General features: G+C 40.9%; 17 protein-coding genes. 3 read left to right on the forward strand and 14 right to left on the reverse strand.

Annotated elements, in window-relative coordinates; genetic code table 11:
- Positions 1-60: 60 nt before the first annotated feature.
- Genes A3I9_RS12690 through A3I9_RS0108105 form a run of 3 tightly spaced genes read left to right on the forward strand, consistent with a single transcriptional unit; the run spans position 61 to position 1,659 of the window.
- On the forward strand, positions 61-705 hold the full coding sequence (locus tag A3I9_RS12690; protein WP_018378540.1) for an ATP-binding cassette domain-containing protein: 645 nt from the start codon (positions 61-63) through the stop codon (positions 703-705).
- A 21-nt stretch (positions 706-726) separates the two neighbouring features.
- Positions 727-942, forward strand: a complete 216-nt coding sequence (locus A3I9_RS13755) for a hypothetical protein (RefSeq protein WP_018378541.1) — start codon at positions 727-729, stop codon at positions 940-942.
- A 9-nt stretch (positions 943-951) separates the two neighbouring features.
- Entirely contained in the window at positions 952-1,659 is a 708-nt protein-coding gene (locus A3I9_RS0108105) for a hypothetical protein (protein WP_018378542.1), read from the forward strand.
- A 61-nt stretch (positions 1,660-1,720) separates the two neighbouring features.
- Here the strand turns inward: A3I9_RS0108105 and A3I9_RS0108110 are convergent, their stop codons facing one another.
- From A3I9_RS0108110 to A3I9_RS0108175, 14 genes are all read right to left on the reverse strand, one after another.
- Positions 1,721-3,544 (reverse strand): FAD-dependent oxidoreductase, encoded by a 1,824-nt coding sequence (locus tag A3I9_RS0108110; RefSeq protein WP_018378543.1) that lies wholly within the window; start codon positions 3,542-3,544, stop codon positions 1,721-1,723.
- Positions 3,545-3,754: 210 nt separating this feature from the next.
- On the reverse strand, positions 3,755-4,372 hold the full coding sequence (locus tag A3I9_RS0108115; RefSeq protein WP_026217397.1) for an AAA family ATPase: 618 nt from the start codon (positions 4,370-4,372) through the stop codon (positions 3,755-3,757).
- Positions 4,373-4,381: 9 nt separating this feature from the next.
- Positions 4,382-5,245 carry a class II fructose-bisphosphate aldolase gene (locus tag A3I9_RS0108120; RefSeq protein WP_018378545.1) on the reverse strand — a complete coding sequence of 288 codons (864 nt, stop codon included), beginning with the start codon at positions 5,243-5,245 and terminating at the stop codon, positions 4,382-4,384.
- 12 nt (positions 5,246-5,257) lie between these two features.
- Complete coding sequence (locus A3I9_RS0108125) at positions 5,258-5,662, reverse strand: tetratricopeptide repeat protein (RefSeq protein ID WP_018378546.1); 405 nt, start codon at positions 5,660-5,662, stop codon at positions 5,258-5,260.
- Between the two features lie 10 nt (positions 5,663-5,672).
- Positions 5,673-6,956 (reverse strand): PTS sugar transporter subunit IIC, encoded by a 1,284-nt coding sequence (locus A3I9_RS0108130; RefSeq protein ID WP_018378547.1) that lies wholly within the window; start codon positions 6,954-6,956, stop codon positions 5,673-5,675.
- 14 nt (positions 6,957-6,970) lie between these two features.
- On the reverse strand, positions 6,971-7,282 hold the full coding sequence (locus A3I9_RS0108135; RefSeq protein ID WP_018378548.1) for a PTS sugar transporter subunit IIB: 312 nt from the start codon (positions 7,280-7,282) through the stop codon (positions 6,971-6,973).
- Between the two features lie 13 nt (positions 7,283-7,295).
- A complete protein-coding gene (locus A3I9_RS0108140) occupies positions 7,296-9,356 on the reverse strand; it encodes a BglG family transcription antiterminator (RefSeq protein ID WP_018378549.1) in 2,061 nt (686 codons plus the stop codon).
- 140 nt (positions 9,357-9,496) lie between these two features.
- Positions 9,497-10,489: an aspartate--ammonia ligase gene (gene asnA / locus A3I9_RS0108145; protein ID WP_018378550.1), complete on the reverse strand. Its 993-nt coding sequence runs from the start codon at positions 10,487-10,489 to the stop codon at positions 9,497-9,499.
- Positions 10,490-10,666: 177 nt separating this feature from the next.
- Positions 10,667-11,902 carry a carbohydrate-binding domain-containing protein gene (locus A3I9_RS0108150; protein WP_018378551.1) on the reverse strand — a complete coding sequence of 412 codons (1,236 nt, stop codon included), beginning with the start codon at positions 11,900-11,902 and terminating at the stop codon, positions 10,667-10,669.
- A gap of 96 nt (positions 11,903-11,998) precedes the next feature.
- A complete protein-coding gene (locus A3I9_RS0108155; protein ID WP_018378552.1) occupies positions 11,999-12,382 on the reverse strand; it encodes a rhodanese-like domain-containing protein in 384 nt (127 codons plus the stop codon).
- Positions 12,379-12,600, reverse strand: coding sequence for a YqgQ family protein (locus tag A3I9_RS0108160; protein ID WP_083903968.1), 222 nt, complete (start codon positions 12,598-12,600; stop codon positions 12,379-12,381). The genes A3I9_RS0108155 and A3I9_RS0108160 overlap by 4 nt, the downstream gene beginning before the upstream one ends.
- A 95-nt stretch (positions 12,601-12,695) precedes the next feature.
- A complete protein-coding gene (locus tag A3I9_RS0108165) occupies positions 12,696-13,187 on the reverse strand; it encodes a Dps family protein (RefSeq protein WP_042361658.1) in 492 nt (163 codons plus the stop codon).
- Positions 13,188-13,293: 106 nt separating this feature from the next.
- Positions 13,294-14,583, reverse strand: coding sequence for an O-acetylhomoserine aminocarboxypropyltransferase/cysteine synthase family protein (locus A3I9_RS0108170; RefSeq protein ID WP_018378555.1), 1,290 nt, complete (start codon positions 14,581-14,583; stop codon positions 13,294-13,296).
- A gap of 91 nt (positions 14,584-14,674) precedes the next feature.
- Positions 14,675-15,373, reverse strand: a complete 699-nt coding sequence (locus A3I9_RS0108175) for a 5'-methylthioadenosine/adenosylhomocysteine nucleosidase (protein ID WP_018378556.1) — start codon at positions 15,371-15,373, stop codon at positions 14,675-14,677.
- Position 15,374 lies beyond the last annotated feature (1 nt).

Genomic DNA, 15,374 nt, shown 5'->3' on the forward strand with positions numbered 1-15,374 from the left:
GGACGGTTTTGGCATGTTTTGCGCTATACTACTGTCATCAGAAAGATGAAGGAGAACACAATGACACAGGAAACCTTGATTCGCATAGAAAATATCAGCAAACATTATGGAAAACAGGCTGCCCTTGACCAAGTATCTTTTAACATTCACAGAGGCGAAATCTGTGGCCTTGTCGGTCAAAATGGTGCTGGTAAAACGACCTTAATTCGGATTATCTCTGGTCTCATTCAAGCTAGTGAGGGACAGATTGACAAGTCTGCAGCCTTGCGTATCGGGGCCATCATCGAATCTCCAACCCTCTATCCCAATATGACAGCTTATGACAACCTCATGTATGCAGCGCCGCAATGTCACATCGAAAATCCCAAAGAGCGTGTCACAGAAGTTTTAAGCCTAGTCGGTCTTGCTCAAGTTGATAAAAAGAAGAAGGTCAAAGACTTCTCACTCGGGATGCGTCAGCGGGTGGCCATTGCATTGTCCTTGATTGACTTCCCAGAGTTTCTGATTTTAGACGAACCCATCAACGGTCTTGATCCATCTGGTATCAAGGAAATGCGTGAAATCATTCTTAATCTCCGTGACACCTACAGTATTACCGTCTTGATTTCCAGTCATATCTTGACAGAATTGGAATTATTGGCAGACCGTTTCGTTATCGTCCATAAGGGGCAAGTTATTCGTGACATTTCCAAAGAAGCCTTATAAAATGAAGTTAGTGATAAGATTTTGCTAGAAGTGGACCAACCGCAATTCGTGGCAGATACCTTGAAGGCAAATGGCTTGACTTATACGATTAATGAACACTCTCAACGCCTAGAGATTGAGCCAACCATCACCGTTCACGATTTACTAACCATTATCATGGCAACAGACGCTACTGTCCAAGCCATCTACCGTCGCAATGTGTCACTCGAAGATTATTATTTGAATTTATTAGATTAGGAGAACGTTATGTTTGCATCCCTTAAAGCGGATTTATACCGCATGAGAAAAGAAAGATTGTCCCTTGTAGCAACGATTTTTCTAGGTTTATTTACCCTAGCTATGACCCTTGGAGAAATGGGAGATAAAACGGTAGCAGGAGCAGAGTCTTCCATGGCTACCATGACCCTATTTTTGGTCATGTTCTTCCTCACCCCAGCTAAAATCTTCTTTGGTGAAGAGTACGCTAACCGCACCATCAATAACTTCTTGATCAAACACCCCAACCGCTTCTTCGTTTTCACTTATAAATGGTTGGCCATGATGAGTCTGTCCCTAGCCTATGTTTTGGGAGTGATTGCCCTTATTACGGCCCTCCGTCTCGTGACAGTTGGCCAATTCCAACTTCTGCCTTTACTAGCTGCCTTTGTCAGACAATTACCATTTTACCTTGTCGCCATTAGCATCTGCGGAACCTTGATGACGATTTTACCAAAACTTTACCAAACCTATGTCACTTACATTTTACTCGCTCTGCTCTTTGACCAAATCTTCTTGCAACTTAGCGTCTTTGTCTTGAAAACACCAATTTTTGCACCATTCTTGATGTTCAATCAATTGCATGCCAGCATTGCCCCAAATCAAGTAGCCCCCCTATCTATTGGAGTAGCCCTTGTCAGCAGCCTTGCTTACTACGGCGTGACTTACTACCTTTTTAGTAAACGAGAGTTTAAGTAAAAAATACACGAAAAAATCGCTCATGAATTCATGAACGATTTTTCTTTGATGGCATGTAGTCTTATAAACTAGTGAGGTGTTTTCCTGCCTTACGTCCTTGGTGCACAATACCAGATACAGCTGTTCCAGAACCAGGGTAGTAACCACCTATCCAGCCACCAGCATTGAGACCCGCCGCATATAAGCCCGGAATCACCTTGTCAAACGGAGTTACGACTTGACAATCAGTATTAATCTTCAAGCCACCAATCGAACCCAGATTTGATGCAACATTTTTATAAGCGTAGAATGGCGCGTGAAGAGCTTTGAGGCCTGTTCTACGGCCAAAATCTCTATCCACTCCCGTTTCACAAACTTGGTTCCATTCCGCCAATGTCTTTTCTAGGTTGGCTTTTGGAACTCGTATTTTTTCCGCCAGTTCTTCCAGACTATCTGCCTTGAGAACCAACCCAGCTTCCACATCTGTTGCTAGACTTTCAGGTGTCCAAGCACTGCCTGGTTCTAAAATAGACTGGTCATCAAAAATCATATAGGTAGATGCCATGAGTTGTTTTTCCTGTTGGAAAATCGCTCTGTACTGGTAAGCATAAGTCGCATCTTCGCAGACGAAACGTTGGCCAGCTCCATTGACAATCACCATTGGAATCGTCGGTATTTTGTTATTGGTGGCATTGCCTGTCTTACCACAGAAGTCAATACAACCACCCATACCTGCCAGAGCGGCTCCTGCTGACAAGCCCATGAGGATACCATCGCCTGTATCAGTCTTAGCAGTCAGAATATTGCTAAAGGATAAGTCATTGAATTGTTGCGGATGGAGAGTTTTGGCTAATGCTGGGTTATTATCCACACTGGCTGTCGCTAGCACAACGCCTTTCTTCGCTTCAATGGTCTGAGTTTGGCCATCAACCGTGGCAACTACTCCGACCACAGCCTTACTGTCCAACTCTTGCACGAGTGAAACAACGCTTGTATTGTACTGGATGGAAGCACCTGCTGCTTCAGCTGCTTCCCATAGGGCAGTTGTCAGAACAACACCATCGCCACCATTACCACCATTTTCATAGACGTGAATCCGATCTGCAAAGATTTCATCCTTCACATATGGAATATGATTGTGTCCATAGACATCAACCCATTTAATCCCCAGCTCTGTCAACCATTCTAGGTTTTTAGGAGCTCCATAGGCCAAATCGCGGACCAACTCTTCGTCCATGGTATTTTCACCTGTTTTGATCCAAAGTGCAGCGTGCTTCTCTGGTGTATCATCTTGGTACTTGGTCAAGGCCTTTTGGTAAGATGTTCCTGCAGCTTGGAAGACACCACCTGAATAATTAGTCGTTCCACCATAGATACCTGCCTTTTCACAAATAAGAACAGACAAACCGCCACGCGCAGCTTCAACTGCTGCTGATAGGCCTGCACCACCAGCCCCCACTACCACAACATCATAACTGACATCATAATGCGTGACAGTATCTGCTGGGACAACATCTCTTGCAGGAGAAGTATTTTGCACTTCTTTTAATACTGCCATGGAAGCACCTGAAACCGCGTCTGTTTCAACAACTGGTGCATAAGGATTGGCTGAAGCTGGGTCAAGTGCTACTTCTGCTGTAAGTTTCCCTTCTTTGACTGCTAAGGCCTTCTGAACAGCATGTTTAAAAGCTATACTTGAGAAAGTCGCGCCTGACACGGCGTCCACATCAGCAGACTGACTATTCAACATCCGCTCCTTAATGGTTTCAAGCCCCAAAGCTCCAACCTTTGCGGATTTAGTAAAATCGGCATCCAAAGATTGGATTTTCCCATCTTCAAGACCAACAGTTACTGTTACTGGACCATGAAAACCAAGTGCAGAACCTTTTACAATTGTTTCAACCATTTGAATTCCTCCTTTTTGATTCAAGACTGAAACGTTTTGAAGTAAAGCGTTTACAACACCATTGTACTCCTTTCATAAAAATTATGCTTGATTTTTTGTGAAAAATTGAACAATTTAATTAAAAATCTAATCCCAGACATAAAAAACAGCCGAAGCTGTTTTCTATAAAATATTCTCAAATTCGTCGCGAACCTTGCAGAAGAACATCAACTAGTTGACTTCCCGACTCAAAGCAAGCAAGTCGCTGATTATCGGCGAATAATCTACCTGTTGATAATCCGTAACATCAACTTCGTATAATTTTCCCAGCTGGAAATAATTATATTGACGTTTCTCAATAATGTCCCAAAATCCTTCCTTGGTAATCAACTCATCTGCCTGATGCCGATCCAATAGTTGATCTCCATAATGGTAATGACTCATAATAAAGCTCAGATGTCGCTCAGGAGCTAAGTCTCGTTTAATGCGGCGTTCCCAAAGGATTTCAAAATCAGCTACTAAGCGAATTGTAATGATGCGATAGCCATGCACCTCTGCCAAGTCCTTTAGACGACTTTTTTGCTTATCCGAAAAAGGATATTCAGTAAGAACGAACTGCTTCCCAATCGTCATATACAAATCCAAAGCTTGATAATATAGTTTCCATGCCTTCAATTCCAAGGTTTGCTTAGCTTCAGCATTATCAAAACCAATACTCTCTGCTAAATCTTGCTTAATTTCATCTGGTGAAACCGTATAGGTTTGCGGAAGAGCTTGACAAATCAATTTAGTCAGATAACTTTTCCCAGTCGCAGGGGGCCCAGCTAGAAGAATCAAATATTTTTTCATCATAGGTCGCTACTCCACATTAATGGGCTGACCTGTATTCATAAAGAGACCAATTTTATGTTTAACAATTTCTTTCACCTTTTGGTTAGCGGGGATAACATTATGACGAAGTGACTTGTTCACTTCTGTTTTCCCAAATGTACGTTTAGCCTCTTGCGTCCAATTTACCAAAAGTTCTGTCCCGACATTGAACTTACGGATACCATTGTTAATCAATTCTGGATAATCTTCTTCCTTCACACCAGTCCCACCATGAATAACCAGAGGTACATCTACTGCTCCATGAATTTCCTTCAACAATGGAATTTTCACATTTGTTTTGGATTTGAATTGGCCATGGTTGGTTCCAATCCCTACTGCAAGAGCATCTACTCCTGTTTCACGAACAAAAGTAATAGCATCTGCTGGACGAGTATATTCTTTATCTTCTTCTGAAACTGAAATTCCTTCTTCTGTTCCGCCGATTGTTCCCAACTCACCCTCGACAGATACTCCACGAGCATGAGCATATTCTACAACTAAGCGTGTTTTCTCAATATTTTCCTTAAATGGGAGATTCGAACCATCAAACATGATACTAGAATAACCAGCCTCAATTGCGTCTTTAATAGCATCAAAATCACGCGCATGGTCCAAATGCAAAGCAACATCCACCATCATGCTATTTGCCATTTGCTTCACTACTGCAACCACTACATCGTAACCAATGTATTTAGCTGTGTCAATACTTGTTTGAATAATAATTGGACTTCCCATTTCTTTAGCTGCCCGAATCATATCTGGCAACATTTCCAAATTATGCATATTAAATGCACCAATTGTCATGTTTAACTTTTCAGCAGTTTCTGTTAATTCTCGAAGTGTTTTATACATTTTTCTTCCTTCCTAGCGAGATAAAGTTACTTTTTTAGCAATATTTCGCATTTCATCCATTTTAGACATATAGTAATCAATGCCGTCATTATCACGATTTTTAGCAGCATCCGCTCGCTTCGCGTTATAAAGGCTCATCAATTTTTTATAGCCCTCACCCATAGATAATTTCTTCTCTAGACTTTTTTCCAAAGCACTAATCGCCTTATCTACCTCTGTCAACTCAGCATAGAGCAGACCGAGGCGTTCATATGCCTCGGCAACTGCATCTACATCTGTATCTGGAGTATTGGCTAACAACTGTTGTTCAACTTCTACCTTTTGAAGCAACTCGACTTTCTTTTCTTCAGTCAATGAAGGAATATCTTCTGTTTTGGGTGTTTGTTTTGGTTCTTTCTTCTTTAAAAATCCAAACATAGCTTACCCCTTAGAACATTTTAAAGATTGGATTCAAAATCCATGCGTAAAGAAGAGCTGCTGCAACTGTATCTACGTCTGTTGCTGTTGCATTTACAAAACCTAATGAATTAAAGGCTGTTACCAACAATGCTGGTAGGAGAGTGATAAAGAATCCATGAGCAATACCACCGATAATTGCACCACGACGTCCGCCTGTCGCGTTACCAAAGATACCTGCTGTACCACCTGCGAAGAAGTTAGTTAGCATACCTGGTAAAATCATTGCGAGACCAAACATTGGCAAAGTGAACATTGCAATCAACGTCCCAATTGTAGTTGTGATGAAACCAAGGATCACCGCATTTGGTGAGTATGGGAAGAAAACTGGACAGTCAAGTGCTGGAATAGCATCTGGTACTAATTTCATTGCAATACCACGGAAGGCTGGAACGATTTCACCAAGGAGTAGACGAACCCCTGCAAGCAAGATGTAGACACCAACAACAAACTGAATTGCTTGCATAAAGGCAAACATTACATAGTGTTGACTACCAGTATCCACTGCTGAAGGACCAGCAAAGAGGGCTGTAATGATGAACATTGGCACCATCACGACCATTACTGATAGATAAGTGTCTTGTAAAAATTCAAATGCTGCAGGCAACTCAATCTCTTCAATAGATTTTTTGTTTTCTCCACGTTCACCAAATAGTTTTGCGACACCTGCTTCAAACAGATAACCAATTGTACAGAAATGACCAAGAGCAATATCGTTTGAACCTGTGACTTTACGAATAATTGGTTGCGCAATGGCTGGCATTGCAACTGTGAAGAATCCACCGACGATACCACCAACAAGAATCAAGACTGGACCACGAAGACCACCTGCATAACCGAAGACAGTTGTCATCGTTGACATCCAAAGAAGAGCTTGCCCTGTCAAGAAGATATATTTCCATTTTGTAAAACGAGCAAAAATGATGTTAAAGATAAAAATCGCTAAGAATGTCAAGGCAATTGAGCTACCTAACCCCAAGTCGTTCATCGCTTGACCATTGATAGCTTCAATCGATGGCACAATCCCTTGTGTGTGGAAACCTTTCTGGAAAATTTCACCAAAATATGTCAAACTACCAACAATCACGCTTGACCCAGCGCTCAATACTTGAAAACCTAATAATGTTTTTAAGGTCCCAGAAATCACTTGACCAACTGATTTTTTCTGTAAAACAAGTCCAAGCATCGCAATTAATGCAATTGTAATTGCAGCTTGCGTCAATACATTATTAATAATGAAATTAACAATTCCCATTCTGTTTTCCTCCTTTATTCAACAAAACCTTTTTCCTGTAAAACAGGGATTAATTTTTCTTCAATTTCTTTTGAAGAGACAATATTTTTAAGATATACAATAGCTGTTTTTTCACTATCAATGTCAAACTTTTCAAATTGTTTTTGGAAATTTTGCGCTGTAATGATCACATCAGACGAAACTGAAGCAGCTGTTGAAATATCTACATGGTCCAATTTAGCAGAGACCTTGTATTTGTTCAGTACATCTTCGGCAGCCATTTGTGCCGCAAAACTACTTCCCAAGCCTGCTCCACAAACGAATAAAATTGTTGCTGATTTTCCCATCTATTTTTCCTCCTTAAGATTGGAATAAAATTTGTTTAACGACTTCAATATCTCGTGCTTGAGATAATTGTTCAATCTTATCGGTATTACGAATAAGATTGACTAAACTCTTCATGACATTCAAATGTGAAAATGAATCAACTGCAGATAGACAGAAGACAACGGATACCTGTTGTTCTTCATCTGGTCCAAATGTTACCGGATGTTCAAAAATGGAAAGACTCAGTCCTAATTTTTGAGCCCCATCCTGTGGACGTGCATGTGCTAAAGCCATATGAGGTGCAAGAACAATATATGGTCCATATTCTTCTACGCTTTTAATCATGGCAGAAATATAATCATCCGTGATGACGCCACCTTCTTTGAGAGGTTGAGCTACATAGGCAATCGCTTCTTTCCAATCAAAATGTTTATCTGTAATTCGGATATAATGATCATCTAAAATATCTTGTATCATCGGTTGTACCTCTCTTTTATTAATTTTTAAATGGTATTTTTCAAATATCGATTCTAAATTTCTGTATAATTGTTCATTAATCTCGGTATCTTTTTCTACTGTTGAAAGGATTTCTCGTAGCATAAGGGTATAGTCTGTACTGTGATGAACTGTCCGTCTTACTGCTTGATGCTTGTCCAAAAAAGTTTGAATTTGGAAGCGAGTTTCTTCTTGAATGATCGAATCGACCACCATAACTGGTTTATTCTGATAAGGTATTTCAACAGTAGAGAAAACTAAATCCACATCCAATTTGTCAATAATATCAATATCTCTCGACCTTAAAATTGCAATGATTTCAACATTAAAATACTCTTTCAAGTTCTCAGCTAGTAGCTTACTTGTGGCCACACCGTGATTACATACAACTACTGCACGATACCAAAAAGACCGTTCTTGATTCATCTCACTTAAAATACTAGAGAAATGAATGGTTAAGAAAGCCAGTTCATCGTCTAATATAGCTTCACCTAAAAGTTCTTCTAAAACAGTTGAGAAAGATAAAACCGCCTGATAGATAGTGCTGTAGCTTTGCTGAATTTTTTCCTTCAACGGATTTGATAATTGAACATGATGTGTAACCCTTGTCGCCATGCTAATCATATGATTATAGAGGGTCTGTTGAAGACTGGATTCCTTTTTAGAAAAAGGAAGACCCGTCTTTTGCTCAACATATCCAATTAGCTGTAATGTAACAATCTGCAATTGTAACCAGTTCGCTGGATTTGTCTCTTTATTTAAGTTAAAGGATTGAAGGATACGATATACATAATCAAATTCATGTATCGTAGGAACGAAAGAAAACTGTTGACAAAGCTTCTCTATATATCGCTTTATGACCTCTACTTCATAAACTTCTCCGATAGGAATCTCTTTTCGATGGATTAAAAATCCTTTTTTTATTCGGAACATCCAAATAGAAGCAAATAGATTAAAATGTAATTGATGAAGTTTATCACCTTTTCGAGATATGGTTTGCTCAAATAGTATATCCATTTCCTCTAGAAAAGCTTTGGAGAAATACTTTTCTAGCACCTTGTGTTGATGAAGTTTCCCTTCTGATTTGACCATTTCAGGACTTAAAACAGCATACAACATACTTCGGATTGATAATTCGGAGCCATCTAGTATCAAACCAACCTTAGGATAACTAACCATTTCAATACGGTAATCTTGTAATCGGTGACGTAGCTGTCTCATATCCTCATCCAAAGTGGATTTTGAGACTCTATATTCTTCTTCTTTTCGATTTAAGAAAACTGCATCATCACCCAGAGCAACACTCAACAGTAAATCTAGTAAACGCTCTTCACGAGTAAGGTATTCTTCACGTACTTCAGATTGTAGTTTTATCCGTAGTTCTTTCTCTTGATGAGGAGATAAAGAGAGCAAAAACCCCTTTCCCCGAATCATTTGAATCAAAGGAAAATGATGATCTCTCAAAAATTCATTGATTGAAGCAACATCATTTCGAATCGTCCTGGCGCTCACGTCAAATTCCTGCTGCAAATATTGCAATTGGACGGGATAATTTGAAATCAACAACTGGTTTAAAATACTGATATCTCTGTCTTTCATCTTCCTTTCCCTCTTTCTATTTTTATTATACTTTCTTCTCATAGGCATTGGTAGTAGAGATTGTTTCCATCTATTATGGCAAAAAAGCAAGCGCTTCCTTTTGGGATAAAAATAAAAAAAGTTGATAATTTCAACTTTTTCTACAAAATATTCTCAAATTCGTTGCGGACCTCTTTTGGCCAGACGGAGGTCTGAACTTCTCCGATATGGCGTTTACGTAAAAGGAACATAGCCATCCGTGATTGACCAATCCCACCACCGATAGAGAGTGGAAATTCTCCTTTGAGAAGAGCTTGGTGCCAATCGTATGCCAAACGTGACTCGTCACCGGTCAGTGCAACTTGGCGAAGAAGGGCTTCTTCATCTACACGGATCCCCATTGAAGACAATTCAAAGGCGGTGCCTAGTTGCTCATTCCACACTAAGATATCTCCGTTTAGGCCTTTATAGTCTCCTTCAGATGGTGTTGTCCAGTCATCATAGTCTGGTGCACGGCCATCATGCGGTTTGCCATCAGACAATTCTCCACCAATTCCAATCAGAAAGACTGCACCATATTCCTTAGCAACTGCATTTTCCCGTTCTTTTGGTGTCAAATCAGGATACTGTGTGACCAAATCCTCTGTATGGATAAAGGTAATTTTTTTAGGTAGGATAGCTTCTATATCATAGCGCGCTTCAACCGCTAATTCTGTCAAGCGAATGACTTTGTAGATAGTTTCCACGATTTCTTTGAGATAGTCTAGATTACGACGACCTTCTGGAATGACTTTTTCCCAGTCCCACTGGTCGACATACACTGAGTGTGTCGCATCCAAGCTATCTTCATCGGGACGGAGAGCCTTCATATTGACCACTAGCCCTTCTCCCTCATTGAAACCAAAGCGTGCAAGGGTTTGGCGTTTCCATTTGGCAAGGGAATGCACCACCTCAAAGGTCGCTTCAGGTATTTTTAGCACATTGACTTGTACCGCATTTTCAACACCAGAGAGGTTATCTTGTGTACCATCTCCCACTCGGCTCAAAATCGGTCCTTGTACCTCTACAATATCCAATTTATCAATTAGATAACGGGTAAAGGTATTTTTTACAAACGATATTTCTTCTTGTTGGTGAATAAAACTTTTTTTCATACGATTCTACTGACTCATCCAGTACTCTAACTAGCACTAGGGTACTCTTTATCCTTTCACAATGCATTCTATTTTCCATTATACCCTTTTTTTCTTATAAGTAAAGAAGAGATGAAATGTTCTGACAACGAAAGCCCTCCCCTTTCAATGAAAAAAGGAGGTTCTCCTCCTTCTTCCTCATTCTTCTACTTCGGTTGTAGCAATTCCTTGTCCATAGGAACCACTAGTGGTAGATATAAAATAATTTTCGCCATCCGTTAATTTTCCTGATGAATACGTTATATTGATAAAAGCAACAGGTGCTGGTATAGCTTCAATTTCATTCCCAGCTGCTTCTACAATTGTGACAGTATCACCTGCATTTCCAGTTAGAGCTACTTCTACAACAGGCTGTTCTACTTTAGAGAAAGTACCGGTTCCAAAAGTCAATACTGTCCCTCCTGTCAGCTTGGCTTCTCCTGTATAATTGAGGGCAGAACCATACGCACCAACCGTTGCAAAGCTATGATTCCCTCCTGAAATGTCCAGGTCCCCATTTACCAATACCGCATTAATTCCTGCAGAAACTGTTGTTGTACCATCACTAATAGTCAACATAGCATCGCCAGATTTATCGACTCCTTCTGCCTCTTTCCGCGCTGCAATCCCTGCAGATAGGGCAGTGAGATTCGCCGTTCCACCATTGATAGCTATCTTTTGAGCGACGTAAGCTTCATAGGCCTGCTCAACTGTAATAGTCCCATTGTTAATGGTCAGCTGATTCCCTGCATAAAGCCCTGTAGCTCCTTCTGATTCCCCTGCCACAATGGTCAATTCTCCACCGTTGATGGTTAGATTCCCATGTTTACTATTTTTTTCATTTTTTGTATACAGAGCAGAACCAGCAGACTGTATAGAGAGATGACCCGCTTCCACTACCAAATCCTCTGTGGTGAAAATACCGTACTGCTCAACGTCTTTAATTTCTAAAGTACCATCCCCCATTACAGTGACATTAGTTGCAGTCAAACCTGCCGTTCCACCTGATAAAACGTTGGTAGATTCCTTATCCAAATGGACAATATTGGTTCCTAATGATTCAAACTCTAGAGAAGCAAAAGAAGCATTATTCAAATGAACAGTGACATCCTCTGTCACTTCCTTGGCCACAGTGACTATCACCTGACTAGCAGAACCAGTAATGACATATTCTCCACCTTCAGTGATTGTCGCAGTCTGTCCTTTTATCTGGACACTATCCAGACTAGCCGTGATTTCTCCATCAGCCAATGCAATTTGTGCTAATGGAGCATTCTTTACTTCTTGTTGGTGACTGATGGCTGTGAAATCCCCTTGCAAGTAACCTACAACTCCTGTTGATACCACTCCTAAAAGGAGAGTCGTTCCTGCTATTAGATACAATCGTCTATTCATATTCTCTGCCCTGCTTCTCTTTCTTTCTTCCAGTATATCATAGATTCGTATAAATCAAGCAAATATGTACCAAAAAAGACTGCCAAAGCAGTCTCTCTAGTTCACTTTTACCTTTCCATTCCAGTCATTTAAACCATAACTGAGAATGTAAATTTCTTGATAGCCTTGTTTTTTCAAATAAAGGGCAGCGGGAGTCACTCGTTGCCCACGGTCATTTTCGTAGAGCAAAACAGGTTTGTCTTTCCGAATGGCAGAAATGCTTTGCTTAAGCTGCTCGTAAGGAATATTACGTGCCCCCATGATGTGCTTCCGACGGTATTCGCTCGGATCACGTAAATCAATTAATTGCCCTTCACGAATCTTTTGTGCAAATTCCTCGTTTTCTAAAATAGTAGCTGCACGCTTTAATCTCCAGTAATTAAAACCTGCCCACGCTGCCATCACAGCAACTGTCAATAAAACCAAATATAAGGTTGTCATTCTATTTGTCCTCTTTTCCTCTGGTACTCTTCCTCTAGTCGGTGCTCTCGCCTCAAGACAAGTTCCGCCTCTAGGTATTCGGATCGTTCTAAAATCCCTGCCTGATAAATTTGACTCAGCTCAAGCTTCATCATTTCAATATCATACAAGCGATTGCCCATATAAATGATAATCCCATACCGTTTAAGTAGCTGTTGCACATCATAGAGTGTTTTCATAAGGAAAATTGTAGCAGATTTGCCAAGAATTTTCAAGGCTTGCAAGGAAAAGATTTGCCACAAAAAGGCACACTCTCGCGTGCCTTCTATTCTTATTATAACTCGGGAGCTTGACCCAATTCTGCTTGCAACATCCAAATATGTTTTTCAAGACTTCCTTTGGCATCCGCAAAGAGACCATTTGTGACATCGTCATTTGCCTCATCTGTGACATCCAATCCTTCTTGGAAAAGACCTGTCAAATAGCGGAATACTTCAATTACACGCCCCAATTGTTCTTCCAATGTCAAACTGTAATCACCTGACACCTCTGTCAATTTGCTATTGTCGCTAAATTCTTTCAAGGTTGAAAATGGTGCGCCTCCTAAAGTAATCAAGCGTTCGCTCAATTCATCTAGGTAACCATCCAATTCTTCCATGTAATCATCCATCTTCGGATGCCAAACAAGGAAACCTCGACCACGCATGTACCAATGAACCTGATGTAGGATAGAATGCGCTACAGAAAGATCTGCCACTGCTTGATTGAGAACTGTTATTGTTGTTGCCATGATAACTACCTGCTTTCTTTTCTTATTTATAATCATTATAAATAAGAAAATCGATTTTTGCAAGAAATCTGTCTCATATTAGAAAAGTTGCACGATTCCCTTATTCTAAAAAAGGCTGGACTCTGTCCAACCTCCAAACGTTTTAAATCGTGTCAAGAGCTTGCTCCAAATCCGCAATCAAATCATCCGCATTTTCCAGACCAACGGAAATACGAATTTGACTAGGAGTGATTCCCGCAGCTCGCAAGGCTGTTTCGTCCATCTGACCATGGGTAGTTGTCGCTGGATGTACCACAAGGGATTTAGCATCTGCCACATTGGCCAAATCAGAAAAGATTTCTAATTTATCCATGACTGCACGCGCCGCATCAGAGCCACCTTTTACATGGAAAGTAAAGATAGAGCTGGCACCTTTTGGCAAATAGCGCTGCGCTAAGTCATAGTAGGGACTGGATGGGAGGCTAGCATAATTAACCTGTTCCACCTTTGGATGTTGTTCCAAGAATATCGCAATTTTCAGCGCATTTTCGACGTGTCGTTCTACCCGAAGGGATAGAGTTTCCAAACCTTGCAAAAGTAAGAAGGCATTGAAAGGAGAAATGCAGGCACCCGTATCACGCAACAACTGCGTCCGCAAAGCTGTAATGAAGGCCGCCTTGCCCACATCACGCGTGTAACTAAGATTATGGTAGCTAGCGTCTTCTTCGACAAACTGCGGAAATTTTCCTGAGGCTTCCCAGTCAAAGTTGCCTGAGTCCACGACAACACCGCCGATAGACGTTCCGTGACCGCCGATAAACTTGGTCGCAGAATGGATAGAAATGTCCACACCATGTGAGAAGACATTCAGTAAATACGGTGTCCCAAAAGTATTGTCTACTACCAATGGAATATTGTGATGGTGAGCGATTTCTGCTAATTTTTCCAAATCAGCTACATTTCCCAAGGGATTTCCAATCGTCTCTGCAAAGAGGAACTTAGTATTGTCCTGAATAGCCGCTTCTATCGCTGCAAAATCTTCTACATCGACAAAGGTCGTGTTCACACCATAACGTGGTAGGGTCAAGTGAAAAAGATTATGTGTGCCACCGTAGACTGTTGTCGCTGACACAATATGATCACCTGCATGAGCTAAAGCTAAGGCTGTGTAAGTAATAGCCGCCATACCAGAGGCTGTCGCAAGGGCTCCAACACCACCTTCAAGAGCTGCCATTCTTTCTTCAAAAACAGCTGTCGTTGGGTTGGTGATACGTGTATAGATATTTCCCGGTGTCTTAAGGGCAAATAGGTCTTCAGCTTCTTGCGCATTATCAAAGACATAGGAAGTGGTCTGATAGAGAGGGACTGCACGGGATTTCGTAGTTGGATCTACAGATTGTCCAGCATGAAGTTGGAGGGTTTCAAAACTCAATTTGCGTTTTTCAGTCATCATGGCACCTCTAAAATAAAATTTATTGTTTATTTTACTCTATTTTCTCCTACTTGACTAATACTTATTCCAAAAGAAATGTTATAGCTACTAGCTATAACATTGGAGATTCTTCTAACAAGGTTAACAAGGTCTGAGCTGAGCGCTTACCTGCTTCTAGGATAAATTCATCAAATGTAATGTTGGCATCTCCCTGTGCTGTGTCACTCATTGCACGGATTACTAAAAACGGTTTTCCAATGGCCTGAGCTGCTTGGGCAATCGCTGCTCCTTCCATTTCTACAGCGAGCACTTCTGGAAACTGAGTCTTGATAACTGTGACCTTATCTTGTCCAGCAATAAAACTATCTCCAGTTGCAATTAAGCCAACATGAGTGTGAATCCCTTGGAGTTCCAACACACCCTGCAAGCGTCTCAGTAGTCCTTTATCTGCTTCATAATACAGCGGTTGTCCAGCCATCTGACCATAGTCATACCCAAAGGCTGTCACATCCACATCATGGTAACAAAGCTTGTCTGCAAGAACCACATCCCCTACCGCTAAACCATCTGCAACCGCACCAGCAGAACCTGTATTAATAATCGTATCTACCGCAAAACGGTCTGCCAATACTGCAACGGACAAGGCGCTCATCACCTTACCAATCCCTGATTGGACGAGCACAACTTCAGTCTGTCCGATACGTCCTGTAAAGTAGGTCCGTCCAAGAACAAGAACTTCCTCTCCATCTTGTAAGGCCTGAACCAAGGCTTTCAACTCTTCTTCCATGGCCGCAATAATTCCAAATTTCATC

Source organism: Streptococcus ovis DSM 16829, from assembly GCF_000380125.1.
Lineage (GTDB): Bacteria > Bacillota > Bacilli > Lactobacillales > Streptococcaceae > Streptococcus > Streptococcus ovis.

Bases quoted from the DNA above. Each gene is read 5' to 3' on its own strand.
- A3I9_RS0108135 (WP_018378548.1), bottom strand. From the start codon at position 7,282: ATGGGAAAATCAGCAACAATTTTATTCGTTTGTGGAGCAGGCTTGGGA.
- A3I9_RS0108125 (WP_018378546.1), bottom strand. From the start codon at position 5,662: ATGTTTGGATTTTTAAAGAAGAAAGAACCAAAACAAACACCCAAAACA.
- A3I9_RS12690 (WP_018378540.1), top strand. From the start codon at position 61: ATGACACAGGAAACCTTGATTCGCATAGAAAATATCAGCAAACATTAT.
- A3I9_RS0108140 (WP_018378549.1), bottom strand. From the start codon at position 9,356: ATGAAAGACAGAGATATCAGTATTTTAAACCAGTTGTTGATTTCAAAT.
- A3I9_RS0108110 (WP_018378543.1), bottom strand. From the start codon at position 3,544: ATGGTTGAAACAATTGTAAAAGGTTCTGCACTTGGTTTTCATGGTCCA.
- A3I9_RS0108115 (WP_026217397.1), bottom strand. From the start codon at position 4,372: ATGAAAAAATATTTGATTCTTCTAGCTGGGCCCCCTGCGACTGGGAAA.
- A3I9_RS0108120 (WP_018378545.1), bottom strand. From the start codon at position 5,245: ATGTATAAAACACTTCGAGAATTAACAGAAACTGCTGAAAAGTTAAAC.
- A3I9_RS0108105 (WP_018378542.1), top strand. From the start codon at position 952: ATGTTTGCATCCCTTAAAGCGGATTTATACCGCATGAGAAAAGAAAGA.
- A3I9_RS0108170 (WP_018378555.1), bottom strand. From the start codon at position 14,583: ATGATGACTGAAAAACGCAAATTGAGTTTTGAAACCCTCCAACTTCAT.
- A3I9_RS0108155 (WP_018378552.1), bottom strand. From the start codon at position 12,382: ATGACAACCTTATATTTGGTTTTATTGACAGTTGCTGTGATGGCAGCG.
- A3I9_RS0108165 (WP_042361658.1), bottom strand. From the start codon at position 13,187: ATGATTATAAATAAGAAAAGAAAGCAGGTAGTTATCATGGCAACAACA.
- A3I9_RS0108150 (WP_018378551.1), bottom strand. From the start codon at position 11,902: ATGAATAGACGATTGTATCTAATAGCAGGAACGACTCTCCTTTTAGGA.
- A3I9_RS0108175 (WP_018378556.1), bottom strand. From the start codon at position 15,373: ATGAAATTTGGAATTATTGCGGCCATGGAAGAAGAGTTGAAAGCCTTG.
- A3I9_RS0108160 (WP_083903968.1), bottom strand. From the start codon at position 12,600: ATGAAAACACTCTATGATGTGCAACAGCTACTTAAACGGTATGGGATT.
- asnA (WP_018378550.1), bottom strand. From the start codon at position 10,489: ATGAAAAAAAGTTTTATTCACCAACAAGAAGAAATATCGTTTGTAAAA.
- A3I9_RS0108130 (WP_018378547.1), bottom strand. From the start codon at position 6,956: ATGGGAATTGTTAATTTCATTATTAATAATGTATTGACGCAAGCTGCA.